The following is a 26,359-nucleotide window of genomic DNA, read 5'->3' as shown; positions in this document are numbered from 1 at the left end:
TTGGTAGGCTTTTGACAGAGATCGATCATGATTTTGGAAGGCATTATTGTTATTGGCGTTATCAGTGCCGCTGTGGTGATCTGGCGGGCTAAAAACCGCTCCATGGAACCGCGGCAGGAGAGCGCGGAAGTCGGTGCTGCTATCGAACAGCCTGCCGTGGATGAAACCGTGATATTGGAAATGACCCAATCCGGTGCCGAGATTTTGGCAGATGAAACCAGTTCCGCCCTGCAACCGGAAGCCGTAATACCTAGAATTATCATTCCCGCAAGCGTGAAAGCTTCGGAGCCGTTCGAGGTACGCACCGAAAACCTCGTGGCGGGTTCGTGCGTCCTCGCCGATAAAAAATACCCTGTCGGCCGGATTGACGCATCCGGTGTCTTGGTGATTTCCTTAGGGGTAACCGGCGAACGCACTATAGATGTGGCGGTAGGTGATGATTGGGTGTCCTCGAAAATTACTGTGATGTAATATGGGCCAGGCTTTGAGATGATGAATATCACCCGTTTTAAAGGCATATGCCGGAGTGGCTCGGCTTTGGCCGGAAGCCTGCCCGTTTGCCTGGCATAGATGCCCCTTTTTGAATGATTAACCTCTTTACCTAATTCATACCATGGATGTCGATAACCTCAGGCAACTCATAGATGTTGGCCAATACCAGGAAGCCATGCGGCTTTGCCAAGCTAATTCAGCCAGTTTATCCGTGAACGATTCGGAACTGCTGTTCCAAGTGGGTAGGCTATATTATAAGATGGGCGACTATCCCAGGGCATCTGAGTATTTTATCACCGCCGCTAAAACCCCAGACTGCCCGCAATGGAAGATCAAATTAATGGCCCAACTCCTATTGGAACAGAGGCTATCCGCAAACTCGCTCATCGTTTCGGTGCTTGGCCTGGAAAAATTTCCAAACGACCCGGCTTGCCTGGATGCATATGCGTTGGCCTTGTTTCGGATGAAGCAATATTCCCTGGCCGAACCCGCTTTCGCTAAAGCCTGCGAACTCGACGGAACGGCAGAAGATTATCGTAGACAATATGGATTATGTTTGGTTTTACTGGGTCGGTATATCGAAGCGAAATATTGGTTCGATAGTAGCGCCACATTGAATCCGGAAAAGACCTTGGTGCGGCCTTACTTGCCAATGCAGGTTTTATCCCAGGCCGTCGAGGCGGTTGGGGATTGGGCTTGGGCAGAATTTCATCTCGCGAATCTGGCGTTTGAAAAGGGTAGCTATGCCCACGCGGAGGGTTTATTCAAGAAGGCTTCCGAGCATGCGGACCCCGGTTCTCCGCTTGGCAAGGCCGCGAGATTGATGCATGCGGAATTGATCAGGCGTGTGTATGGTCTTCAAGAGGCCAAAGAGAAGCTTGGCTTGCTATTATCGAATGGCGACGCAACCGAGTCCTGGTATTGGTTAAACTTGGGGTTGATCGCTTTCAACGAGGATCGGTTGGAGGAGGCAGAAGCTTGTTTTTCCAAGGTGGATGAGAAAATAGGCGAACTGAACGTCCTAGCCTTGGGAAGTAGTAGTTTTAGCTTGTTGAAAGGCGAGGATAAAGCACCGTCTCCCGATGACGAGCATGCTTTCAAAGGAGCGATGGATATTCCGGTCAAGGATGAAGATGAATATATTATCTTGGCTGCTGCCGATGCCAGATATGTGGGGCTATTCGTAGAAAACTTTGTTAGTTCGGTATTGCATACCTGTGGTGATGTGCCTATCCACCTACATATCATTAATCCAAACCAGGATAGCGCCGCCGCCTTGGACAGGATTAGGGACGCGGTACCCTGGATCAGGTTGTCGACCACCGATGAGCGAGTATCCTTTCCTTTGCCCCGGCCCTACTATGCGACCGCAAGGTTTTTATTCGCCCGAGACCTATTGCGGGTTACCAAGAAGCCTACCGTAATCGCCGATATCGATGCTGTTTTTATCAAGGATCCACGCGCCGGGGTGCGGGAACTCAAATACGCTGATGTGGCCGTCAAGCTCAACCCTGGAGACCATCATTTGGAGTACCCTTGGTACAAGGTTTTTGCGACGTCTTCGATATTTATGCCCGGGGCCGGAAGCGAATGGTTTTTGAACGCCGTGGCCCGATACTTCTGGAAAATCTACGATCCTACCGGGGCCAGCAATAAGTGGTGGATAGATCAAAATGCCTTGTATTATGCATGGCGGTTATCCTTGCAGGAGAGTTTCAAAATGGTTGACCTGGGGCGTACTTTGGCGAATCGCTGTATAGAAGCCAACAAACCCATGGAGGCCAAGCAGGAGTTCACCCAAAGAATGGCTGAACGGTTTCCTTTATCGGCCCTTGGCCTTCGAAAAAGCGATATAGTTACCAATTGATTAGCTTGGATTCTACATTAATCAGGCTATTAATGCTCAAAACTCGAAGTGGTGAGGGCGAGGAAGTATATGCGGAACGAGCAGCAGTTAAAAGGCAAGCTTGAGGGCATTAGTGCCGATGGTGGAGTTTATGGATGGGCTTACGATCCGCTCCATCCCGACGCGGTATTGTCGATCCACCTGTACGCGGACAACCATACCATTGGTATCGCCGAGTCTGGGATTTTCCGTGAGGATTTGCAGCGGGCGGGTATCGGTCAAGGCAAGCATGGTTTCATCAGTGGCGAATTGCCGCTGGCCCTTCAGGCCGAACTGCGGGTGGGAACGCGCATCCACGCATTTTATGACCCCGAGCGTGCGCATGAACTCCCTAATAGCCCTTTGGTACTACAGAGGGAGGATTTGGGCCAAGGTGCTTTTAATACCTACCGCCTACATCCAGAGGTGATCGCTTTTTTCCTCCCGGATAGTCTCAGAAAAGCCCAAGTCAAAACTATGGCCGAAATCAAGCAAAAACTGCCACCGGCCATTGCCCACCAAATGGAATATAACCTACGCAATATCGAGCGCGGCGAGCATATCCTGCGGCAAGTCGAAACCCGAATTGGCCAAGCCAAGGGGCGTAGCATACTCGATGTGGGTTGTGGGATTGGTGGGATATTGGTCGCTTTCGGTTTGGCGGGCTACGAACTTTATGGTATCGAATTGGATAGCCAGCGGGTTCGACTGTGCCGGAAGAATCTAGAATTCAATCAACTCGACGCGGTGATTTCCGGGGTGGACCTGTGCAAACAGACTATGTCAGAAACCTTCGACGTTATCATTTGCAATTCGGTGATCGAACATGTTTCCGATCCCGAGAGGATGCTGGAGCGGATGGGGAAAATGCTGAGGCCAGGCGGGGTTTTGGTGTTGGGCGTTGCCAATAAGGATGCGCTGGGGAATATTATCGCCGACCCGCATTATGGTTTATTTGGCTTGACCGCGATGCCCCATCCGGCGGCGGGGGAAATGTACCGGTTGTTGGCGGATCGCAAACAATCCTATTCGGTGACGGAGTTCTATGGCATCCATTGGTATGCCAACCAACTGCGGCGTAGCGTGGGTAGTGTCGATGCCGTTTTTGCCGAGCCGCCAAGGGATTGGGACGCCCTGCCTGGGCTGTTCGCGAGGGTTACTCAAGGATTCGCCGAATGCCTGGGCAAGCAGGGATGGCAGAGCAATCCGATACTGCGTAGGGAATTCAATCTACGGTTTTCAAGGTATATCGGCGAGGCTTGGAAAGCCTATATGGACGCCTTGGAGAGTGGGGAGCGCGAAGGTTTCCGGCGGCGTTATCTGGAAAAATCCTACCACCTTTATACGGTCAAGGATGGCAAGCCTTCTTAAGCATGATCAGGTAAATAAAGTCATGAATGCACCATCGGTTATTTCCTATAATTGTAGCGCCCAGCATTTATGTAAGCTATATAGAACCCAGTATAATTCGCCGACCATAGGCTCCTTGTTCAGATCGCCGAAGCATTATATGGATTTCATATCCAGGATGGATTATTTTCTTTACGAAGCCGAACCCTACTTCGGAGAGCCGGTTCTTCCCCGATATAATCCAGCGTCGAAAACCTATCCCGTCATGTTTATCGACGAATTGGAAATTCACTGGATCCATGAGAAGACCTCCGAATCCGCGTTGAGGCGTTTGCGCGTCGGGTCCGAAAGACTGGACAAGGAAAACATTATTTTTGTTTTTAGCGAGTCCAATCTGGCGTCCCATGGCTTCACCGCCGCCGAGGAAGTCGATTTCATAGAAAAATTCTGCTCCTTAGGGGAAAGGGCGGTTTACTTCAGTAGCAAAGCCTACCCTGATTATCCATCGGTATGCCGGGTCACCAACTGGGATGGTAATGATTACAATCTGAACATATGCGATGGAATCACCGTTAGTTGCGGAGCGCCATGCGATAATAAAGGTTGCGGCAGGACGCAATATGGAAAATATGTGGAGGAAGCGATTCTCGTAAAAAAATTCGCGCACCATCTCTCAACGGGAAAACGCCCGAAGGAACTCAATTCTTTTGTATAGTTTGCATAGATATTTTTTGCGCCAGCCCGAATCGGATTAATCAGCGTTGACTGAAATTGGCTAAATTCATAGCTAAATTTTGTTTAACCGTGGTGTTCGCTCTAATGGGATATCCGGGGTCTGCCCCGGCGGCAAGCCTATCCACCTGTGTAAAAAAATCCACCGGCGCGATACGCCTCGCCGGCAAGAAATGCAAGAAGGGCGAAACGCCGCTGGTCCTGGACCAAACCGGTCCCATGGGTCCGCCCGGACCCGGGGGGAATATCAAAGCCTATGACAACGACGGCCAGTTCCTGGGGTTCCTCATGTCGGACATGGGCGAAATTTATATTCCGTCATTGCGATCGATGGCGGGCATCGGCCTGGATACCTCCGATACCGGCGGGAGCTACGGCGATATCCGCGACGCCGATCCCGAATCCGCCGCCCATTTCGCCGCCGTGGATTGCGGCGGTCCCCCCTATTTTTGGCCCAGGCATATGGAAACCAACCAGATCGTCAAGCGTTCGGGAAAATACTATATAGCCAGGGCCCATTCCCCGGTTAAGCTGCTCGCGCTCAGCCACCGTTATACCGGCGGCGATGGCTCTGCCCCGGTTTGTGATAACACCCCTTGGGACAGCGCGGTGTGGATGGTGCCGGGTTTCGATTACACCGAAACCATTCTTCCATTCACGACGCCGCTGGCTTTCCCCTTGAGGTTGGAATAACCCCCCGGCGGGGTCCGCCCATTGCCGGCCTCGATGAAGCGCGGTGGCCCCATCGCCGCTCCGGTGAATAGGCTGGGTGCCCAGCCATGTCCAAGCGTATTCGATCCCCAGGCGGGGCGGGCAAATGACCTATACCTTCCTTGGCAGCCATCCCCCCGAACATCCAGCGTGTCGCGGGCGTTTCCGGCACCGCTTATGCCTGTGTCTCGCCCTGGTCGATATGCTTGCTCCCGCCTGGGGGGCCAAATTCGACGTGGTCGTGGTCGGGGCCGGCAGCGGCGGGGTGTCCGCCGCCCTCCAGGCGGCGCGGCTGGGCGCGCGGGTGGCTTTGCTCGAGGAGACCGATTGGATCGGCGGACAGATGACGGCGGCGGGGGTGTCCACCATGGACGGCGGCGCTGGGTTCGGCGATTCCGGTATCTATGGCGAATTCATCGGCAAGGTCAAGGCCCATTACGCCCGGCTCGGGAAGTCGGTTGCCACCTGCTATTGGTCGGAGCAGACGCTTTGTTTCGAGCCCAGGGTCGGGCAGGCCGTCCTTCGCGCCATGCTGGCCCAATATCCGCAGATCGAGCTATTCCAACGCCAGACCGTGGTCGGGGTCGGGCGCGAGGGCATGAGGATCACGGGCGTATCGACCCGCCGTGGCGACGCCCAGCGCGTCGGCCTGGGCACCGACCACACCGCCTCCTGGGAATCCAAGGTCGTCGTCGACGCCACGGAATACGGGGACGTGCTGGCCCTCCTCCCCGCGCCATACCGCGCCGGCACCGCGACCAGCGACCCTCCCGACCCGGACGCCTGCATCCAGGACATCACCTATGTGGCCATCGTCCGCAAATACCCGGACGGGGTTCCCGAGTCCTTGCGCTTGAAGCATCCACCACCGGGTTACGGCCCCGCCATCCGCGACAAGTTCGCCGCCAAGGTCAGGCGGGACGGCGGGAAGTCCCCGTCCGGCGGCCCGGTCGATTGGCCCACCCACAACGCCTACCGGGGGCTGCCGGATTCGGCCCTACCGGGGAGCTACACCGGCATCCAACCGGACCGGATCACCCGCACCGGGATCAACATGGCCAACGACCTCCCGGCCACGGTGGCCCTGTTCGACCGCGCCCGGCGCAAGGGCATCCAATGCGAGGCCAAATTGCGGACGCTACAGTTCCTGTACTACATGCAGGGCGAACCGGGCCAGGCCCAATGGGGTGTCGCCGACGACGAAGGCTACGACACGCCCTATAACCGCGAAGAAAACAACTGCGCCTCCATCCCGGCGGAATTCAAGGCCGTGGAACGCAACCTGCCGCCCATCCCCTATGTGCGCGAAAGCCGCCGCCTGATCGGCCTGCATACCCTGACCGCCGGGGAAATCAAGCGGGTGGGGCAACCGCCGCGTGGACAGGCGCGCTTCCCGGACGCGGTGGCGGTGGGCGATTACGCGGTGGACCTGCATGGTTGTTGGAAGGCCGAGCCGGGTTTGGACCGGTCCGCCGACCTGCCCAAGGGCTGGGTCACCGGGCCGTTCGAAATCCCGTTCGGGAGTTTCATCCCGCTGGCCGTGGACGGCGTGGTCGCGGCGGAGAAGAACCTTTCGCAGTCGCGCTACGCCAACGGGGCCACCCGCCTGCAACCCATCACCATGCTGACCGGGCAGGCGGCGGGGGCCATCGCCGCCCTGGCCGTGCGCAAGCATGTCCAACCCCGCGCCGTCCCGCCGGGCGAGGTACAGGCCGCGCTGAGGGCGGCGGGCGTCAAAATCGGCCTGGACGATTTCCGGGACCGCCTGCAAGGCCGGCCTTGAACACAACCCGATGACCGGTTTTTTATAACCAAAAGGAATTGAAGAAGGATTTTTTATTATTTTTTTAGGCATGGTTGCGCTTGCTATAGTGCCAGCAACACTTCCCAAGGCGCGTCCCGCCGGGAAGCTCCCGGCCCAGGAGGCCGTCCATGGAACACCATAGGAGCCACCCCATGTTTCTCCCTAGCCTACTGATCCGCGACCTCGGCAACCTGTTCAAGCAAGAAAGCGCCCTGGACGAATCCCCCTTGCTGCTGCGGGATGGGCAGGTCGAGGGCCGCTTCGGCGATTTGTACCTCAGCACCGTGTTCAAACGCATCCGCTCCGCCGCCCAGCCGGGCGTGGTGAACGGCTACCAGGCCGGGCTCAGGCTGTACGCGGAACGGGAAAGCCCCCATTTCGCCCTGGACGATTTCGCCAACGCCCAGCACACCTCGGCCCTCATCAACCTGGACCGCCTGTGCCGGACCATCCATCTGCTCAATTTCCTGGGGCTGCCGGACAACGACGCCCGGCTGTTCCTGCCGGTCAACCCCAATTATGTGATCGCGGTCAAGAAGAACCACGGGGCTTATTTCGAGGACGTGCTGGCCCGTTGCGAGCGCTCGCCGGAACAGGTGGTGGTCTCGGTGTCGCTGGGCCTGTGGGATGGCCGCGCCGCCGCCGCCGTGGCGCGGGGTTTGGAAAACTACCGCGCCAGGGGCTACCGGATCGCCCTCCAGAGCGAGCGCAAGCCACATCCGGAAAACAGCGAACTCGCCTTGTTGCGGGAGATCAACCCGGATTATTTCATCACCCCGCATGGTTTCGGCGCGGCCCCGGACCGTTTCGACACCACCGAAGCGCTGTCGCGGTTGCGCTCGACCATCTCGGTGGCGCGTGGACTCGGGGCCGAGGTGGTGGTGGAGGGCGTGGCTTCCGCCCGCCAGGCCGATCTGAGCCTAGCGGCGGGCGCGAACTGGGTGCAGGGGGAATATTACGAGGCCGGGCAACAGCGGACCGGCTCCGCCCGCCCCGCCGAGCCCGCCAACGATAGCGGCGATATCGACCTGGGCGCGTTGCTGGCCGTGGGTTTCGCTTGATTCCAGGCCGCGCCCCCCGCGCCGGGGGCCGGCCTTATTCCTCGGGGAGCGCGTCTATCGCGGCGGCGACCCGGTCGAGTTCCACCGCCAGTCCGGCCAAGGCTTCCTCCACCGGCCCGGCTTGCCGGGCCAGGACTTCCAGTTCCGCCGCCCGGTCGCCCAGCCGTTCCGCGCCCAGGGTCCGCGCCGTGCCCTTGAGGGAATGGGCCGAGCGCCGGGCCGTTTCCCAATTCCCCGCCGCCGCCGCCGCCCGGAACGCCGCCTCGAATCCCGGCAGGTGTTCGTTCCGGAATTTCCGCAAGAGCCTGAGATAGAGTTCCCGGTTATGGTCCACCCGCGGCAGCCCGGCCTCCATGTCGATGGCGGGGACGGAATCGGCAGCGGTTGCGGGGGCGGCGGGCGGGGCCGCTTCCGGTCCCGTCCGCGCCGGTCCCACCCATTGGACCAGCGCCCGCAACAACGCCTCCAGATCCACCGGCTTGACCAGATAGGCGTTCATGCCCGCCGCGAGGCAGCGTTCGCGATCGCTGTCGAGGGCGTTGGCGGTCAGGGCGATGATGGGCAGGTCGCGGTAGGCCGGGTTGGCCCTGAGGGCGCGACAGGCTTCGTAGCCGTCCATCACCGGCATCTGGCAATCCATCAGCACCGCGTCCGGTTTCCGGGCCGCCACGGCCCGGAGCGCTTGCAGGCCGTTTTCCGCCGAGCGCACCCGCAGGCCCCGGCCATCCAGCAGTTCCACCAGGACTTCGCGGTTGATGATGTTGTCCTCGACCAGGAGGATATCGGCCCCGCGCAGTGGCGCGGCCAGCGCATCCGCGTCGATGGCGGCACCGGCCGGCGGCAGGACGCCGCCCCGGCCGGTCCGTAACCGCACGCCGAAGCGGAACACGCTGCCCCGCCCGTATTCGCTTTCCGCCGAGAGGGTCCCGCCCATCATTTCCACCAGGCGGCGGCTGATCGCCAAGCCCAGCCCGGTGCCGCCATAGCGCCGGGTGGTCGAGCAATCCGCCTGCGAGAACGGGCTGAACAAGCCGTCCAATTGCGCCGGGGTCAGGCCGATGCCTTGGTCGGAAACCGCCACATGCAGGATCGAAACGCCGCCGTCCCCCGCCTCCTCGCGGAAATCCACCGCCACCGTCCCCCGCGCGGAAAACTTCACGGCGTTGCCCACCAAATTGATCAACACCTGCCCCAGCCGCAGGGGATCGCCGACCAGGCGGGGCGACACCCGCTCCACGCCGTCGAACACCAGTTCCAGCCCGCGTTCCCGCGCCTTCTCCGCCACCACCGCCGCCAGCCGCTCCAGCACCTCGTCCAGGCCGAACTCGATTTCCTCCAGTTCCAGCTTGCCCGCCTCGATCTTGGAGAAATCCAGGATGTCGTTGATGATGCCGAGCAGGCCGGTCGAAGCGCCCTTGATCTTGAGCAAGTAGCCGCGCTGGCGCTCGGAAAGCCCGGTTTGCAGGCACAGGTCGGCCAGCCCCAGCACCGCGCTGATCGGGGTGCGGATTTCGTGGCTCATATTGGCGAGGAAGCTGCCCTTGGCGGCGTTGGCGGATTCGGCCTGGCGGCGGGCCTCTTCGAGCTGCGCCGTGCGCTCGGCCACCAAATCCTCCAGATGGTGGCGGTGGCGTTCCAATTCCTCGGAGAGCTGTTTGGCGCGGGTAATATCGCGGGCGATGCCGACGATCCTGAAACCCCGGCCATCGGCGATCAAACGGCTGCGGTCCTCGATCCAGCGCACCCCGCCATCGGGCCGGACGATGCGGTATTCGAGTTCGGATTGGCCCCTTTCCACCTGCTCGCGCCAGCGCCGCCATAGCCAGGGGCGGTCGCCGGGATGGACCGAAGCCCGCCAACGCCGCCGGGGATCGCGGTATAGCGCCTGCCGTGGCACGCCCCAGATGGACTCGAAGGCCGGGCTGATATAGAGCAGCTTGACCTCCGGCCATTCCGCGACCCAGAACACATCGGTGGTGTTGTCGGCCAATTGCCGGAAGCGTTGTTCGCTATCGCGGAGCGCGGTTTCCGCCGCCTTGTGGGCGGTGATCTCGTGGCCGTACAGCAGGTGCCCGAGCAAGCCGCCGCCCGGCTCCAGGATCGGCGAGAGCGCCAGCCGGTAGACCCGCCGCCGCTCCGGGTGCCGGTCCGGTTCGATCGCGGCCTCCTTGCGGCGGGGTTCCCGGCCGTCGTAGCCGTCCAGCAGGTCCGTCCAGGCGGCGGGCAGGCATTCCCCGGCGGGGCGGCCCAGGTCGGCGGCGCCGATGGTCCAATGGGCGCGGGCCGCCCGGTTGCCATCGGCCAGGCGCAGGCCGGGGTCCAAGATCAGCAGGGGATCGCCCAGGTTGTCCAGCACGATGCGCCGGGCCAGGGGCATGGCCTCGAAGGCCCGGCCCCGCAACAAGGCCCAACCGAAGCACAGGCCGGTGAACAGGGTGGCCGGGAACGCGAAATTGAAGCCCCGCACCGGCAGCAGGCGCAGCTGGAACAGGATATCCACCGCATCGGGCAGGGCGATGCCCAGCAAGAACAAGAGGGTGTCGCCGCGCTTGAGCCGGGGCGAGCGCAGGGCGGCGAGCAACAGGGCGCAGCTGGTCCAGACCAGGAGCGAGCCATAGAGGTAATGAACCATGAACCAGGGACCGTTCTCCCACAGCAGCACGGGCTGGACCCCGCGCCATTCCAGGTGGAACCCGTCGCGGAACAGCGCGTGGAAGGCGGGGACCAGCGGGGCGAGCGCGGTCAGCGTGGGCACGCATAGCAGCGCGGCCCAGCCCAGGGGCGAAAACCCGCGCCCGGACCCGGTATAGGACCGTGCGGTCGCCAGGACCATGGGGGGGAGGAAGGCGCAGGGCGCGAAACGCCATTCCGAGGCCAGCACCTTCAAGGGCAGCGCCGCCGCCGCCGCCTCCAGGGAGTACAGCAGGTTGGTCGCCGCCGCCAGCAGGGTCAGGAGGGCGAAGGGCAGGGCCGCCGTTTCCCGGTAGCGCCAGGCATACAAGCCCAAGGCGCCCAACAGGCCCGCCGCCACCCACAACGGCCAGAGATAGGGCGTATACACCAGGATCGGGCTGTTCATGGCCTCGGGTAGGGAGATCGATGGTCGTTGCGCGGGTGGCGGAATCGCCCGCGTCCCCGGAATCCTTGGGAGAAATCCCGCCGCGTCGGCGGCCCCGCCTTCAACCCAGGCGCTTGCGGATGAAGCCCAGCAATTGCAGCGGGCTGAACGGCTTGATGAAGTAGCCGTCGGCCCCGCGCAACATCCCCGCCTCGTAATCCTTGACCTGGCCGCGGGCGGTCAGCATCACCACGCAGGTGCCGTTCAACTCCGGGTCGCCCTTGACCGCCTCCAGCACCGCGAGGCCGTCCAGCTTGCCCGGCATCATGATATCCAACAGCACCAGGTCGGGCCGCTCGTGCCGGATGATGTCCAGGGCGCTGTCGCCGTTCTCGGCCTCGATCACCAGGTATTCCTTGTCGAGGGTGATCCGCATGAGCTTGCGGATATCCAGGTGGTCGTCCACCACCAATATCTTGTGCATGGTTGTTCAATCCGGTGTCGCGCCATGGCCCTGGGACCGGCGGCGCTTGATGAAGCGATGTCCTACCCGGCGGGCAATAGCCGCCGGGCCACAGCAAGTTTAATCGCGATTCGCTCCAGCGCATCGAAACGGATGGGTTTCGCCAGCACCGGAATCCCGCCCGGCAGGCCGCCGCGCTCGGCGATTTGCTCCGGGTCCAGACTGGTCACGGCGACGATGGCCATATCCGCGAACTCCGGCAGGCCGCGCAGCCGCTTGAGCACCCCGAAGCCGTCCATGTGCGGCATCAGGAGGTCGGTGATCATCAGGTGCGGCTTGGCCTGGCCGAGCTTGAGCAGGGCGTCGAAACCGTCCTGGGCCGTCGCCAGTTCGGTCGCCACCGGCCAGCGCCGCACCTGGGCGCGGTACAGCGTCAACAGGCCGGGTTCGTCCTCGACCACCAGCACCCGCAGGCTGGATTCGGGCGTGGCGGCCCCTTCCGGCGCGGGCGGGGGGTGGAACAGGAGCTTTTCCAAGGATTCCAGGGGGATGCGGCGGTGGCCGCCCCCGGTCTTCCAGGCGGTCAGCAAACCGCTTTCGGTCCAAAGCTGCACCGTCCGGATGGACACCCCCAGCTTCTCGGCGGCCTGGGCGGTGGTGCAGAAGTTCTTGGCGATCTTGGGACGGAAGGACTTGGGTGTTTTCTCCATGGCGTTTTCCTGTTGCCGGTGGAACGCGCCGGGGCGGTGCGTGGCGGCGGGTCCGTCCGCTCTCGCGGTCCCGCCGCGGCCGGCCCGGCCCGACCGTTCCCGCGCCGATTTTTCCCTATACTTTCGTCGCAGCCGCCGAAATTATTTTACTGATTTTTTTTATTATGTTCTAATTTTTACTAAAAAAAATCAGATCGAACGCGGCTCCCTAGAGGCATCGAAGCCAGTGGCAGGTTACTGTTCCCCTTCCTATTCCCAGCCCCGCCGGATCGATCCATAGCTCCCCCCCTCCAGCCTTCAGGAGCGAAGCCATGTCCAGCCCAATCCAGTCCCCCGGCGCGGAAGCCCTGCGCTATTTCGACGCCAGCCCGGTGCCGATGTACCTGCTGTGGCGCGGGGACGACGGCGGCACGGAGCTGATCCATGCCAATCCCAGGTTCCGCGCCGTCGGTGGCGCTCCGCTCCCGGTGGGTGGGGAGCCGGGCTTCTGGGCCGCGCATATCCACCCCGAGGATTGGCCCCAGGTCATCGGCCCGCTGGTCGGCCTGGAAGCGGGCGGGGAGGTCGAATTGGAATACCGCTGCCGCCCCGGCCACGGCCAGGAGGAATACATCCGGGTGCGCGACCGCTTCGCGGCCCACCGGGCGGGACCGGGCGGGATGGAAATCCTCGCGGTCCGGCTCGATATCCCGGACGCCGGGGAGCGGACCGGGCCGGGGGAGGCGGGGCAATGCCGCGAGGCGCTCTACCGCAGCGCCATCCAGGGCTCGCCCGATGCCTATTTCGTGCTGGACGGACAGGGCCGCATCCAGGAATGGAGTCCCCGCGCCGAAAGCATGTTCGGCTACACGCAGGAGGAAGTGCGGGGCCGGCCCTTGGAGCAGGCCATCCAGCCGCGGGGCAATCCGGGCGAACCGGAGGACGTGTTCGTCCGTTTCCTGCGGACCTGCCTGGAGCAGGGCAGCGGCCGCCGCCGCAGGTTCATCGCCCGCCAACGGGATGGGAGCGGGATGCCGGTGGAAATCCAGGCCTCCCAGCTCGAATTGGGCGGCCAGCGCTGCTATACCGGCTTCATCCGCGATATCTCCGACCGCTTGCTGGCCGAGGGCCGTTGGGTGCAGGCCCAGAAGCTGGAGGCCATCGGCCAATTGACCAGCGGGCTTTGCCACGATTTCAACAATATCCTGAGCATCGTCATCGGCAGCCTGGAGCTTTTGAACGAACCGCTGACGGCCATGGAACGCCGGCAGGTGGTGCAATCGGCCCTGACCGCGGCGGAGCGGGGCGTCGAAGTGACCCGTTCGCTGCTGGCGGTGGCCCGCCGCCAGCCGCTCGAAGCCCGCGATGTCAATATCAACGCCTTGCTGCGCGAATTGGAACCCCTGATCCGGCAGACCGCGGGCAAGGCCGTCCAGGTCGAGGTCGCCCCGCTGGCGGTGGACGCCATCGCCCATATCGACCAGGGCGGTTTCAGCAACGCCATCCTCAACCTCGTCATCAACGCCCGCGACGCCATGCCCCAGGGCGGCGCGCTCTGCGTCTACACCCATTGGCTGGGCCTGTTGGAACACCAGGAAACCGCCCCGGAACTGCCGCCCGGCGAATACATCGCCATCGGCGTGGACGACACCGGGGCCGGGATGAGTCCTGGGGTGGCGGCGCGGGCCTTCGATCCTTTCTTCACCACCAAGGAGCGCGGCAAGGGCACCGGGCTGGGCCTCGCCATGGTGTACGGCTTCGCCCGCCAATCCGGCGGCACCGCGCAAATCCAGAGCGTGCCGGGCAAGGGCACCTTGGTGACTTTGTTGCTGCCGGTGGTGGCCACGCCCAGGCAAAGCCTGCCCTTGGTGGATGTGCGGCATGAGGGGGAGGGGGGATGGCCGGCCCCGGAAACCTGATACAGGCCGTGGGTTCCCCGCGCCGCCCGGCGGCCCTCCGGGCGCTGTGCGTCCTGGCGCTGTGGCAGTGCGAGAGCCATGCCTCGGAATTCGGCGGCAGCAACTACGTGCCGGGATTCTACGGGGATTTCTATATGGCGGTGCTGGGCCAGGCCGGGGTGTACCTCAACAATTTCATGGGCTATTACCACGCCGCCGGCGGTGGCGATTCCAGCGACATGCTGCTGGACATGCCGGGTTTGATCGGGGTCACCGATTACCGGGTCCTGGGGGCGCGTTATGCCTTGGCGCTGTTCCCGGCGGCGATGTACTCCAACTACCGCACCGGGGCGACCGCGGCCAGGCCGGGCCGTTTCACCGAACAGGCCGGGGCGGGGGATATGTACGTGGTGCCGCTGGCCTTGTCCTGGCAGGGCCCGGGCTGGTCGGTGCTGGCGTTCCAGGCGGTCGTGCCGCCCAGCGGCAATTATTCCGCCCGGCGCGATTTGAACCTGGGCCGCAATACCTGGAGCTTCGATAGTAACGTATCAGTTACCTGGATGTTCGATCAGGACACCTACGAAATCTCGGCCAATCTCGGTGTGATGGCGAACACCCAGAACGCCGACACCGATTACCGCACCGGCACCGAATTCCATTTCGACTATCTGCTGGGCTACCACTTTTCCCCGGCCTGGGCCTTGGGCGTGGCCGGTTCCTATTATGCCCAGACCGCGTCCGACAGTGGCCAGGGGGTCCCTCCCTTCGTGGTCGACGGGGCGTTCGCCACGCTCGGCCCGGCCGGGATGTACACCTTCAAGACCGGGGGCGGGCGCGAGGTCACGGTGTCGGTCAAATGGTTGCACGAACTCGGCGTCAACAACCATCTGTCCGGCGATTATCTGTTGGTGCGCACCATTTTCCAGTTCTGAGCCAGGATACGCGCCCGTACCCATGCCGGATGACGCCACGCGGTACGCGCCCTACGGACTAACGGGAGGTCCGCCATGCCGTTCCGATTCCCATCCACCGCCAGGCAGGCCCTGGCCCGGCTCGCCGGGCGCGCCGGGGCTTGGCTGGCCCGCTTCGGACCGGCCCGCGTCCGCGCCGAGGCGGCGCTGTACCGGGCCTTGGCCGAGTACACCGCCGATCCGGTCTATATGCTCGATCCCCGCGACGGTTTCCGCATGGTCTACGCCAACGACGCCTGTTGCCGCCATTATGGCCTGCCGCGGGAGGCCTTGTACCGGCTGCGCCTGCCCGATTGGGACCCCAATTTCGGGCCGGACGCCCTGGACGCGCTGTGGCGCGGCCTCCGGGCCAAGCCCTTCCAAATCCTGGAGACCGAACACCACCTGCCCGATGGCCGCGTCGTGCCGGTGGAGGTGTCGGCCAATTATCTGCTGCACCGGGGGCGGGGCTTCGTGGCCGGCTATTTCCGCGATATCAGCGGGCGCAAACACATCGAGAACGCGCTGCGGGAATCGGAGGCCCGCTTCCGCACCATGGCCGACGCCGCCCCGGTGTTGATCTGGCTGGCCGATACCGGCCAGCGCCACGTCTGGTTCAACCAGGGCTGGCTGGATTTCACCGGGCGGACCCTGGCGCAGGAATACGGCGCGGGCTGGACCGGGGGGGTGCATCCCGAGGATTTGCCGCGTTGCCTCGAAACCCATGCTTCCCATTGCGCCGCCCGCTTGCCGTTCCGCATGGAATACCGGCTGCGCCGCCACGACGGGGTCTATCGCTGGCTGTTGGACTCGGGGTGCCCCCGGTTCAACGCGGACGGCGCGTTCCATGGCTATATCGGCAGTTGCATCGATATCACCGAGCGCATGGAGGTGGACCGCATGAAGAGCGATTTCCTCAGCACCGCCGCCCACGAACTGCGCACGCCGCTCGCCAGCATCTACGGTTTTTCCGAATTGCTGCTGAGCGCCGAGGATTTCGACCCCGAGTCGCGCCGCGAGATGCTGCAAATCATCTTCCGCCAATCCAAGCTCATCAGCGCCCTGGTCAACGAATTGCTGGACCTCGCCCGGATCGAGGCCCGCCGCGGCAAGGATTTCGTCTTCGCCAGCCTGGACCCCAGGGAATTGCTGCGGGAAACCGTCTCAGCCACCGATCCCGAATGCGCCCAGGGCCGTTGCCCGGTGAGGCTGGACTGGCCGGACGGGGATATCCGGGTCCGGGGCGACGCCAACAAGCTGCGGCAGGCGCTCACCAATGTGTTGTCGAACGCCTACAAATATTCGCCCGGCGGCGGCGGGATCGATATCGTCGTGCGGCGCGGGGCCGGGGAAATCGGCATCGAAATCGCCGACCATGGCATCGGCATGGCCCCGGAGCAGGTGGCGCGGGTCTGCGAGCGGTTCTACCGGGCCGATAGTTCGGGGGCCATCCCCGGCACCGGGCTGGGGATGAGCATCGTCAAGGAGATCGTCACCCTGCACCGGGGCCGCTTGGATATCCGGAGCCAGCCGGGGGCCGGCACCCAGGTCGCGATCTGGCTGCCCGACGCCACCCTGGACCCGGTGGAGGGCTAGGCCATGCCCATCGTCCGGCCCGCCAAATATCCCGGCCAGCGCATCCCGCTGGCTTCCTGGATTTGGCGCTCCTACGCCAAGACCGCGCTCGTGCCCTTGCTGCTGGTGGAAGTGGCCTTGATCGGCATCTACATCCAGACCAATTATTGGTCGCGGCAGGCCAATATCGACCTGTTGCGCCAGGAAGCCACCCAATCCATGCGGCGGATTTCGCAGCAGGAAGCCGATAACGTATCGCGCCAGTTGAATTCCATCACCCAGTTGACCGACCTCTACCGGCGGCAGACGGCCCTGGCCCTCGCCACCCCGGCCAGGAGCGGCCTCGAAAACCCGGAGCGCTACCAACTCGATCCGAACGGGGTCTACCACGCGCGCGGGGACGATGGCGGTAGCGCGGTGTATTACAGCGGCATCGTGCCGGTCGGTCCCAAGGAGATGGACAAGGTGCGGAGGAGCGCGGCGCTGGACCCCTTCATGCAGCAGATCAAGGCCGTGAATCCGCTGGTGGTGCAGATCTACCTGAACACCCATGATTCCCTGAACCGCATCTATCCCTACATGGATTTCAGCCAATATCCGCCGAAGATGAACATCCCCGCCTACAACTTCTATTACGAGGCGGACGCCATCCACGACCCGGAGCGCAAGCCGGTGTGGACCGATGTCTATCTCGACCCGGCGGGGAAGGGCTGGCTGGCGTCCTGCATCGCGCCGGTGTACCGGGGCGATTTCCTGGAAGGCGTGGTGGGTTTGGATATCACGGTGGGCACCATCATCCAGCGGGTGCTGGACCTGAAGCTGCCCTGGGATATGTACGGGGTGATGGTCGGCAAGGATGGCTCGCTGCTGGCCATGCCCAAGGCCGGGGAAGAGGATTTCGGCCTGAACGAGCTGGTCAACCACCAATACCAGCAAGCCGTGGGGCAGGACACGTTCAAACCCGAGGAATTCAACCTGTACAAGCGCCCGCAACTGCGGGAACTCGCCAACCGCATCGGCGGCGAACCGCAAGGGCTGGCCGAGGCCCGGATCGGCGGCGAGCGGCTGGCGGCCTGGAACCGGGTCGGGGAAACCGGCTGGACCTTCATGGTGGTGGCGACCCCGGCCAAGATTTTCGCCTCGGCGGTCAGCCTCAGCGAACAACTGGAAAAGATCGCCTTCGCCATGATCGAGACTTTGGTGTTGTTCTATCTGTTGTTCTTCGTCGCCCTGTTCATAAGGGCCAGGATCGCCAGCCGCACCATCGCCCGGCCCCTCAAGCAGATCGAGCTGATGATGCTGGGCATCGGCCAGGGCCGTTACGAGCAGGCGCCCCTGGAATTCAATGTGCAGGAATTGCACGAGACCGCCCGCGAACTCAGCGCCATGGGCCGCGAGCTGGGCGCGGCCCACCGCGACCTGATGGCGACCCAGCGCCAGTTACAAGAGCACGTCCGCTGGCTGGAGGCCGTGTTCCAACTCAGCCCGGACGGCTTGGTCACTTTCGACCGCGAGGGCCGCATCGGCCAGGGCAATCCGGCTTTTTTCGCCATGACCGGCTTCGGCCCGGACCAGACCGAGGGTTGGACGCTGGCCGATTTCCGCCGCGGCATCGGCCAACTCACGGTCAATGCCGGCCCGCCGCCGTTCGACGCCGACGGGGCGTTCCCGCTGGAATTGCTCAGGCCCTGCCCGCGCTCGCTGTATTGCCAGGTGCGGGTGTTCGGCGACGATGGCGACGGGGCCGCGCCCAAGGCCTTGATCGCCTATTTCCACGACCTGACCCGCGAAACCGAACTGGACCGCATGAAGAGCGAATTCCTCGCCACCGCCGCCCACGAATTGCGCACGCCCCTGACCGTGGTCGCGGGCTATGCCGAATTGCTATCGGTCTGCGAACTCGAACCCGCCATGCAAAAGGACATGGCCGCCGCCATCCTCGAACAATCGCAGCGCTTGATCGCCATCGTCGGCGACCTGCTGGACCTGTCGCGCCTGGAAAGCCGGGCCGGGCGCGATTTCAACATCGTGCCGCAGCCCTTGGCCCCCGTCGTGCGCGCGGCCCTGCACGAGGCCGTCGCCCTGCAAGGCCGGAGCGGCGGGTTCGGCGGGGCCGAAGCCCTGGATGGGTTGGATATCCCGGTCGATGCCGCCAAGTTCAAGCTGGCCCTGGTCAAGGTGCTGGACAACGCCCGCACTTATTCGCCGGAGGACACGCCCATCGCCATCGGCGTGCGCTTCCGCGAGGGGGCGGAAGGCCGGGAGGTGGGCGTGGAAGTGGCGGATCAAGGCATGGGCATGGACGCGGAGCAGATCGGCCATGTGTTCGAGCGCTTCTACCGGGCCGATACCTCGGGCAAGGTGCCGGGCTCCGGGCTGGGCATGTGCATCGTCAAGGAAATCATGGATGTGCATCTGGGCAGCGTGGAAATCAACAGCGAGCCGGGGCAGGGCACGCGGATATGCCTGTGGTTGCGGATGCTGGCGGAGGCGTGAGGGGCGGCGGTGGCGCTTGGGCAGAAGTGTGGAATTTTTCCACACTTTTTCCGATCCCCGCCCGGCCATCAAGCGCTCTTGAGAAGGCGGCGATACGCCTCGAAATCAGCGTCCCGGCAAATGGCGAGGCGCACTTCCAGGGGTAGGCTGGCCTGCTGGCGGGCGGCCTCCAGGTCGGATACCTTGCGCCTTTCGGTGGCGGCTTGGTTTTCAGCCTGTCCATGCCAGGCCAGGCCGAGCTTTTGCAGCAGGGCACCGAGGTTGCCGCGATATTCCTCTTCGCTTTGCAAGGGGGTGTAGAGCCGGTCATAGTCGGCGATGATGAGCGGATACCCCGCTTGCTGGATCGCCGCGATACCCCGCAACGACAGATTCCAATCCCGCACGCCTTGCAGCGCCGTCTTATCCCATTTATTTTTGCCGGTGGAATAAAACCTTGCCTGGTACGACAGGCACACATCCCAGATATTGCGCAGCGTGGCGATCACCAGGGTTTCCGCCTTGGGAAACCCGGCCAGCGCTTCCGGTTTGCGGTAGAGTCCGGGAATCTTATCGCCGATATAGCGGGCATGGTCGTAGCGTTGGCGCAGGGTGGCCGCGTCGGCGGTATAGGCCTTGAATGAAAAATCCTGATAGATGGCGTCGCCGGGCCGGATATCGAAAAAGCGGTCCTTATCGAACAGGGCGGGTTCCAGCCCGTGCTTGAAGAACAGTTTGGCGTAACGCTCTATCCCCAGGACGATGGCGGGATGGCTGCCCAAGATCCTGGCCGTGACCGTGGTTCCGCTGCGCGGGCAGCCGAGTATGAAGAGGTATTGCATAGGGGTGGGGGTGGGAAATACCATGGCTCCCTGTTCGCCGCGTCCAGCGCGGGCCGGGAGCCGGGTTGTGCTAGGTTTGGTGTTTGGGCGGGGCGCTTTGGTGGGCTGCGCCCTGGAATGAAGATACCGCGGGGACGGCGGGTCGGCTAGGGGGCGGTGGCCGCACCCGTCGCCAAATTCATGGGCGGTGGGTGACACCGCCCTGCCAGCCTACCGATTCAACTGGCCCAAGCAATCGGGCGGGGCCGGGCCTTGAGGTCGGATTCCTTCACCAGCAGCACGATCCGCCAATCGACCGCGATAAACACATCGAAATTCCCGCCATCATCCTCGGAATAATCGACCACCACCGCTTCCTTGCCGATGAAGCGCGGATGTTTCGCGGGATTGTCCGGCGCGAAAACCACCGGTGTTCCAATATCGAATTTTCCGTCCATAGCCATCGTCGCATTCCACATGGTTCTCCCCCCGGTCATCGCCATCTTAGTTTAAAGCGTCCGATTATCCCTGGCCCAGGAAACCCGCGGAATCCGTGATTTTCCTAGGGAAATAGCCGATGCTCCGGCCCGGCCAAGGCGCGGACGGAACCGCCGCCGTCCACCCGGCCGCCTCCGCGGACCGAAAATGCACTAGAATCCCGCGCCCCCCAGCCAGCCTCCATTCCAAGATGAACATTTCCGCCGCCTGCATCCGCAATCCGTTGCCCGCCCTCATGCTGTTCGTGCTGCTGACCTTCGGCGGCCTGCTCGGCTTCAAGGCGATGTCGGTGCAGAACTTCCCCGACCTCGACCTCCCCACCGTGATCGTCAACGCCAGCCTGCCCGGCGCGGCCCCGCCGCAATTGGAAACCGAGGTGGCCCGCAAGTTGGAGAACGCCGTCGCCACCCTGCAAGGACTCAAGCACATCAGCACCAAAATCCAGGATGGCAGCGTCAGCCTGACCCTGGAATTCCGCATGGAAAAGCCGGTGGAGGAGGCGCTGGACGACACCCGTTCGGCGGTGTCCAAGGTCCGCGCCGATCTGCCCGGCGAACTGCGCGACCCGGTGGTGACCAAATTGGATTTGGCGCAATCCCCCATCCTGGCCTACACCGTGGCCTCGCGCCGCCGCGACGACGAAGCCCTGTCCTGGTTCGTGGACGATACCGTGGCCAAGCGCCTGCTGGCCATTCCCGGCGTGGGCGCGGTCAACCGGGTGGGCGGGGCCAGCCGGGAAATCTCGGTGGCCCTCGATCCGGTCAAGCTGCAAGCCCTGGGCGCGACCGCCGCCGACGTATCGCGGCAATTGCGCGAGGTGCAGCGCGAAAGCGCGGGCGGCCGCACCGACCTCGGCGGCGGCGAACAGCCGGTGCGCACCCTGGGCAATGTCGCCACGGCGGACGAACTGCGTTCCCTGCCCCTGGCCCTGCCCGATGGGCGGCGCATCCGCCTGGACCAGATCGCCACGGTGCTGGATACCGTGGCCGAACCCCGCGCCCTGGCCTTGCTCGACGGCAAGCCGGTGGTGGGTTTCGAGGTCACCCGCAGCCGGGGGGCGGGCGAGGTCGAGGTGGGCGCGGGCGTGCGCGAGGCGCTGGACGAACTGGCCCTGGCCCATCCCGACCTGGAATTCACCGAAGCCTTCAACTTCGTGACCCCGGTGGAGGAGGAATTCCACGGTTCCATGGCCTTGCTGTACGAGGGGGCGGCGCTGGCGGTGCTGGTGGTCTGGCTGTTCTTGAAGGACTGGCGGGCGACCTTCGTGTCCGCCGTGGCCTTGCCCTTGTCGGCGATCCCGACCTTCATCGGCATGTACGCCTTCGGTTTCAGCCTCAACGGGGTGTCCCTGCTGGCCTTGTCCCTGGTGGTGGGCATCCTGGTGGACGACGCCATCGTCGAGGTGGAGAACATCGTGCGCCATCTGCGGCAGGGCAAGACGCCCTACCAAGCGGCGATGGAGGCGGCGGACGAAATCGGCATGGCGGTCATCGCCACCACCTTCGCCCTGATCGCGGTGTTCCTGCCCACGGCCTTCATGAGCGGGGTGGTGGGCAAGTTCTTCAAGCAATTCGGTTGGACCGCCGCCCTGGCGGTGTTCGCTTCCCTGGTGGTGGCGCGGATGCTGACGCCGATGATGGCGGCCTATCTGCTCAGGGACGCGGGCGGCGGCGGGAGCGGGGATGGCCGCTTGATGGCGCTGTACATGAAGCTCGCCGCCTTTTGCCTGCGCCATCGTTTCCTCACCCTGGCCGGGGCGATGGCGTTTTTCGTCGGTTCCTTGCTGCTGATCCCGCTCCTGCCCACCGGCTTCATCCCGGCGGACGACTATCCCCAAACCCAGGTGTTCGTGGAATTGGCCCCCGGCGCGACCCTGGAGCAAACCCGCGCCTCGGCGGAAACGGCCCGCCAGTTGGTCGCCGCCGTGCCCTATGTGCTCAGCGTCTACACCACCATCGGCGGCGGTTCCGCCGGCAGCGACCCGATGGCGATCCAGGCCGACGGCGAGGTCCGCAAAGCCACCTTGACCCTCACCCTGGCCAAGCGCGGCGAGCGCCCGGTGCGGAAACAAATCATCGAGGCCCGAATCCGCACGGCCCTGGAACGCCTGCCGGGGGTCCGCACCAAGGTCGGCCTGGGCGGTTCCGGCGAGAAATACGTCCTGGTCCTGAGCGGCGACGATCCGGCGGCGCTGGCCCGCGCCGCCCAAGCCGTGGAGCGCGACCTCAGGACCCTCCCCGGCCTGGGCAATATCGCTTCCAGCGCCGCCCTGGTCAGGCCGGAAATCGCCGTGCGGCCCGATTTCGCCAAGGCCGCCGACCTCGGCGTCACGTCCAGCGCCATCGCCGAGACCCTGCGCATCGCCACCGTGGGCGATTACGACTGGTCCCTGCCCAAGCTCAACCTGGCCCAGCGCCAAATCCCGGTGGTGGTGCGGCTGAGCGCCGATGGCCGCAAGGATTTGGCCCTGCTGGAACAACTGGCCGTGCCCTCGTCCAAGCCGGGCGTGGGGTCGGCCAGGGTGGGGCAGGTGGCGCGGTTGGAGCTCTCGGGCGGTCCCGCCTTGATCCAGCGCTACGACCGTTCGCGCAATATCAGCCTCCAGGTCGAGTTGTCCGGCCTGCCCCTGGGCGAGGTGGCGGCGGCGGTGGCGGAATTGCCCAGCCTCAGGAACCTGCCCCATGGCGTGCGCCAGATCAATATCGGCGACGCCGAGATGATGGCCGAATTGTTCGGCAGCTTCGGCCTCGCCATGCTGACCGGGGTGTTGTGCATCTTCGTGGTGCTGGTCCTGTTGTTCCGGGATTTCCTGCAACCCGTGACCATCCTCGCGGCCTTGCCGTTGGCCTTCGGCGGCGGCTTCGTGGCCTTGCTGCTGGCGGACAAGGCTTTTTCCATGCCTTCCTTGATCGGGCTGGTGATGCTGATGGGCATCGCCACCAAGAATTCCATCCTGTTGGTGGAATACGCCATCGTCGCCCGCCGGGAACTGGGCCTCGGGCGGTTCGAGGCGCTGATGGACGCCTGCCATAAACGCGCCCGCCCGGTGGTCATGACCACCATCGCCATGGGGGCCGGGATGTTGCCGGCGGCCTTGGGGGCCGGGGCGGCGGACCCCTCGTTCCGCAGTCCCATGGCCATCGCCGTGATCGGCGGCCTGGCGACCTCGACCGTGTTGAGCCTGTTGGTGATCCCGGCGGTTTACAGCTACCTCGACGACATGGCGAATACCATAAGAAACTCATTCAAATCAAAATCTTGCCAGCTTGCCGAGGGCCTTGAAATCGCCCAGAACAAGCCATTTTGAAGGGTTTTTTTCACGAATCGCGGAAACCGCCGCACACCGCACCGGGTCCGGGTTTTCCAGGGGATTGGGCGCCCGCGCGCGCCGCCCCAGGAAGCTCCGCCCGGCCACGGTGCCCCAATCCCACGCCACCACACGCTATCCCCGCCGACTCCGGCCACCCGCCGAACCTCAAGTGGTTCCATGCCCCCTCGCTCAGCCCGGATAACGCTTTTTCGGTTTTTTTGAGGATGCCACGGACCGTTGACCGCGGAAAATCCAGACCTTAGCGCCAGCGCCCAGGATTTCCAAACAGCTTCCAAAGTCCCCACCCTCGCCGCTTCCCAAGCGGGGTCGGGGAACCGGCGTCTATACACTCGCCGCTGAAAATGCTCGGGCGGCGGCCTGCCATCGTCCATCACCGTCAAGCAACGCGGACAAGGGCCCGCCATGCCTCCCACGCCCCGCCATTGCAAAATCCCACAATTCAACTATGCCTATCGGAAGGCGCTAATCCGATACTTTCGATATAAGCGCGTGCCATGTAATTTTTAAAATACTGTCTTTGTGGAATCCGTTCTCCATGCAGGACGGATTCCACTTTGGGTTGGCGCTACAGTTAAGCAATGCCCCCGTTCGATGCTCTTTCTCTCTCAAATACGAAAAACTATTAAGGAAGCTATCATGTGCAGAACCTCCCACCTCATCGCAGCCCTCTTGCTGGCGCTGGCCGCTTGCACCCAGCCGCCCCCCTCGCGCCATCCTTCCGGCTTGTTCGATACCGGCCAGCCGGCTTTGCACGCCGTCAGCGATACCCGTCTGCGCGAGTTGATGAACCGGATGAATGGCCTGATCTTCGAGCGCTTCGTCACCGAACCCGAGCGCGACCGCGAAACCCTGAAGGAAACGGACGAAATCGCCCGCACCGCCGCCGACCTGGGCCGGAGCATCGACGGACTCTATGCCCGGTTGCCCGCGCTGGATTTGAACGAGAGCGAACAGGCCACCTTCCGCGCCCTGGCCGACAAGCTGCGCAACCAAGCCGGCCAATTGCGCCAGCTCGCGGCCGACCGCCGCTTGGAGGACCTGTCCGGCCAGTTGGCCCAGATCAGCGCCACCTGCACGGCTTGCCATGGCTTGTTCCGCCAGTTGGGCCGGGGGGGTCGCCATGGCTAAAGCGTTTGCCCTGGTCCTGGCCTGGGCACTGGGCGGATGGTGGGTCCCGGCATGGGCGGAGGAGGACTTGCGGGCCTTGGTCGAGGGCCTAAGGACCCAGATGTCCGAACTGAAGCGGCAGGCCGAGCAATCCAACGCCCGCATCGCCGATCTGGAGAAGCAGCTGGCCCAGGCCAAACACCAAGCGCCGGCCAATCCCGCCACGGTTCCCGCCCTGGTCGCGCCGGTCGCCGCGACGGCCCAAACCCCGCCGCCCGCCAAGCCGGACAGTCCCAAACCCCCGGTCACGGTGGGCGACGCCAAGGGGACCTTCAAAGTGCCCGGCACCGACACCTCCATCGGCATCGGCGGCTTCATCAAGCTGGACGCGATCTACAACAGCGTGAGCGACGGCACCAACAAACTGGGCAACCAACTCCTGGTGCCCTCGCAAATCCCCAGCGGTTCGGCCCGCGCCAACAAGAACAGCCAATTCCTGTTCAACCCCAAGGAAACCCGTTTATGGGTGAAATCCTTCACCCCCAGCGCCTGGGGCGATATCAACACCTTCCTGGAAGTCGATTTCTACGGCTCCGCCGACACCTACACCTATACGCCGCGGCTGCGCCATGCCTATGGCACGCTGGGCCATTTCCTGGCCGGACAGACCTGGACCACCTTCCTGAATGTCCAGGTGATTCCCGACACCCTCGATTTGGGCGGGCCGGTGGGCAGCATTTTCTATCTGCGCCAGCCCATGTTGCGTTGGACCCAGCCCTTCACCCTGGCCGGGACGCCCTTGAATCTCCAGATCGCCGCCGAATCGCCGCGCAGCCGCCTGTGGGAAGCCCCGCAGAACCAGGCCGCGGCGGATGGCTACGGCTTCGTCCAGCCCGACGACGACCGCTATCCCGATATGATCGCCCGCCTCAATTTCGTGCCGGCCTGGGGCAATTTCTCGCTGTCGGCCATGGCCCGCCAAATCCGCAGCGCCAGCCTGCCGGGCGGGCATGTCCAGCAGGCCTGGGGCGGGGCGGTCAGCCTGGCCGGGAAGGTCCAGACCTACGATCTCGACAACCTCCGCTTCATGTTGAACTACGGCGACGCGCTGGGCCGCTACGCCTCGATCAACACCTTCGAGGACGCCGCCGTCGACGCCACCGGACAACTGCGCCTCGTCGCCGTCTATAGCGGTATGGCGGCCTACCAGCATTGGTGGAACCCGGCTTGGCGCACCAATGTGGCCTATGGTTTCGAGCAAGCGGAACAGCCGGTGTTCGTGGCCGGGTCCATGACCCGCCAAGCCCAGTCGGTCCACGTCAACCTGCTATGGAGTCCCACCCTGCAAACCACGCTAGGACTGGAATACATCTACGCCACGCGGAACTTGATCGACGGCCAGAACGGAGATTTAAGCCGTGTGCAATTTTCGACCCGCTTCGATTTTTGAAACCCGGAA

The 26,359-nt window shown here is 63.5% G+C and carries 19 protein-coding genes; 14 read left to right on the top strand and 5 right to left on the bottom strand.

Annotated elements, in window-relative coordinates:
- Positions 1-27: 27 nt before the first annotated feature.
- From K5658_RS21335 to K5658_RS21305, 7 genes are all read left to right on the top strand, one after another.
- A complete protein-coding gene (locus tag K5658_RS21335) occupies positions 28-471 on the top strand; it encodes a hypothetical protein (RefSeq protein WP_221067081.1) in 444 nt (147 codons plus the stop codon).
- Between the two features lie 142 nt (positions 472-613).
- Positions 614-2,359 carry a tetratricopeptide repeat protein gene (locus K5658_RS21330; RefSeq protein WP_221067080.1) on the top strand — a complete coding sequence of 582 codons (1,746 nt, stop codon included), beginning with the start codon at positions 614-616 and terminating at the stop codon, positions 2,357-2,359.
- A 69-nt stretch (positions 2,360-2,428) separates the two neighbouring features.
- Entirely contained in the window at positions 2,429-3,748 is a 1,320-nt protein-coding gene (locus tag K5658_RS21325; protein ID WP_221067079.1) for a class I SAM-dependent methyltransferase, read from the top strand.
- Positions 3,732-4,442 carry a DUF1919 domain-containing protein gene (locus tag K5658_RS21320; protein ID WP_343223325.1) on the top strand — a complete coding sequence of 237 codons (711 nt, stop codon included), beginning with the start codon at positions 3,732-3,734 and terminating at the stop codon, positions 4,440-4,442. Before K5658_RS21325 ends, K5658_RS21320 begins: the two co-directional genes overlap by 17 nt.
- A 236-nt stretch (positions 4,443-4,678) precedes the next feature.
- Positions 4,679-5,152 carry a hypothetical protein gene (locus tag K5658_RS21315; RefSeq protein ID WP_221067077.1) on the top strand — a complete coding sequence of 158 codons (474 nt, stop codon included), beginning with the start codon at positions 4,679-4,681 and terminating at the stop codon, positions 5,150-5,152.
- A gap of 124 nt (positions 5,153-5,276) precedes the next feature.
- Positions 5,277-6,953 carry an FAD-dependent oxidoreductase gene (locus tag K5658_RS21310; protein ID WP_221067076.1) on the top strand — a complete coding sequence of 559 codons (1,677 nt, stop codon included), beginning with the start codon at positions 5,277-5,279 and terminating at the stop codon, positions 6,951-6,953.
- Between the two features lie 173 nt (positions 6,954-7,126).
- Entirely contained in the window at positions 7,127-8,035 is a 909-nt protein-coding gene (locus K5658_RS21305; RefSeq protein ID WP_221067237.1) for an EAL domain-containing protein, read from the top strand.
- Between the two features lie 34 nt (positions 8,036-8,069).
- On the opposite strand, the gene K5658_RS21300 is transcribed toward K5658_RS21305, so the two are convergent.
- From K5658_RS21300 to K5658_RS21290, 3 genes are all read right to left on the bottom strand, one after another.
- Positions 8,070-11,114 (bottom strand): histidine kinase N-terminal 7TM domain-containing protein, encoded by a 3,045-nt coding sequence (locus K5658_RS21300; RefSeq protein ID WP_221067236.1) that lies wholly within the window; start codon positions 11,112-11,114, stop codon positions 8,070-8,072.
- Between the two features lie 100 nt (positions 11,115-11,214).
- The gene (locus tag K5658_RS21295) at positions 11,215-11,577 is read right to left on the bottom strand and encodes a response regulator transcription factor (RefSeq protein WP_221067235.1); all 363 of its coding nucleotides are present in this window, start codon (positions 11,575-11,577) and stop codon (positions 11,215-11,217) included.
- Positions 11,578-11,639: 62 nt separating this feature from the next.
- On the bottom strand, positions 11,640-12,266 hold the full coding sequence (locus tag K5658_RS21290; RefSeq protein WP_221067234.1) for a response regulator: 627 nt from the start codon (positions 12,264-12,266) through the stop codon (positions 11,640-11,642).
- Positions 12,267-12,577: 311 nt separating this feature from the next.
- Between K5658_RS21290 and K5658_RS21285 the strand changes: the two genes are divergently transcribed.
- The 4 genes from K5658_RS21285 to K5658_RS21270 all read left to right on the top strand — a co-directional run bounded on the left by K5658_RS21285 (position 12,578) and on the right by K5658_RS21270 (position 19,164).
- On the top strand, positions 12,578-14,164 hold the full coding sequence (locus K5658_RS21285) for a PAS domain-containing sensor histidine kinase (RefSeq protein ID WP_221067233.1): 1,587 nt from the start codon (positions 12,578-12,580) through the stop codon (positions 14,162-14,164).
- Positions 14,143-15,075, top strand: coding sequence for a SphA family protein (locus tag K5658_RS21280; protein WP_221067232.1), 933 nt, complete (start codon positions 14,143-14,145; stop codon positions 15,073-15,075). Before K5658_RS21285 ends, K5658_RS21280 begins: the two co-directional genes overlap by 22 nt.
- A gap of 75 nt (positions 15,076-15,150) precedes the next feature.
- A complete protein-coding gene (locus tag K5658_RS21275) occupies positions 15,151-16,689 on the top strand; it encodes an ATP-binding protein (protein ID WP_221067231.1) in 1,539 nt (512 codons plus the stop codon).
- A gap of 3 nt (positions 16,690-16,692) precedes the next feature.
- Positions 16,693-19,164 (top strand): ATP-binding protein, encoded by a 2,472-nt coding sequence (locus K5658_RS21270; RefSeq protein ID WP_221067230.1) that lies wholly within the window; start codon positions 16,693-16,695, stop codon positions 19,162-19,164.
- 68 nt (positions 19,165-19,232) lie between these two features.
- Here the strand turns inward: K5658_RS21270 and K5658_RS21265 are convergent, their stop codons facing one another.
- Together K5658_RS21265 and K5658_RS21260 are read right to left on the bottom strand one after the other, a co-directional pair.
- Positions 19,233-19,985: a sulfotransferase family protein gene (locus K5658_RS21265; RefSeq protein ID WP_221067229.1), complete on the bottom strand. Its 753-nt coding sequence runs from the start codon at positions 19,983-19,985 to the stop codon at positions 19,233-19,235.
- A gap of 218 nt (positions 19,986-20,203) precedes the next feature.
- A complete protein-coding gene (locus K5658_RS21260; RefSeq protein WP_221067228.1) occupies positions 20,204-20,428 on the bottom strand; it encodes a hypothetical protein in 225 nt (74 codons plus the stop codon).
- Positions 20,429-20,652: 224 nt separating this feature from the next.
- Between K5658_RS21260 and K5658_RS21255 the strand changes: the two genes are divergently transcribed.
- From K5658_RS21255 to K5658_RS21245, 3 genes are all read left to right on the top strand, one after another.
- Positions 20,653-23,769, top strand: coding sequence for an efflux RND transporter permease subunit (locus K5658_RS21255; protein ID WP_221067227.1), 3,117 nt, complete (start codon positions 20,653-20,655; stop codon positions 23,767-23,769).
- Between the two features lie 660 nt (positions 23,770-24,429).
- Entirely contained in the window at positions 24,430-24,921 is a 492-nt protein-coding gene (locus K5658_RS21250; RefSeq protein ID WP_221067226.1) for a cytochrome c, read from the top strand.
- Entirely contained in the window at positions 24,914-26,350 is a 1,437-nt protein-coding gene (locus K5658_RS21245) for a DcaP family trimeric outer membrane transporter (protein ID WP_221067225.1), read from the top strand. The genes K5658_RS21250 and K5658_RS21245 overlap by 8 nt, the downstream gene beginning before the upstream one ends.
- Positions 26,351-26,359: the final 9 nt, after the last annotated feature.

Source organism: Methylomagnum ishizawai, from assembly GCF_019670005.1.
Lineage (GTDB): Bacteria > Pseudomonadota > Gammaproteobacteria > Methylococcales > Methylococcaceae > Methylomagnum > Methylomagnum ishizawai.
This window is presented reverse-complemented; position numbering and strand designations above follow the sequence as displayed.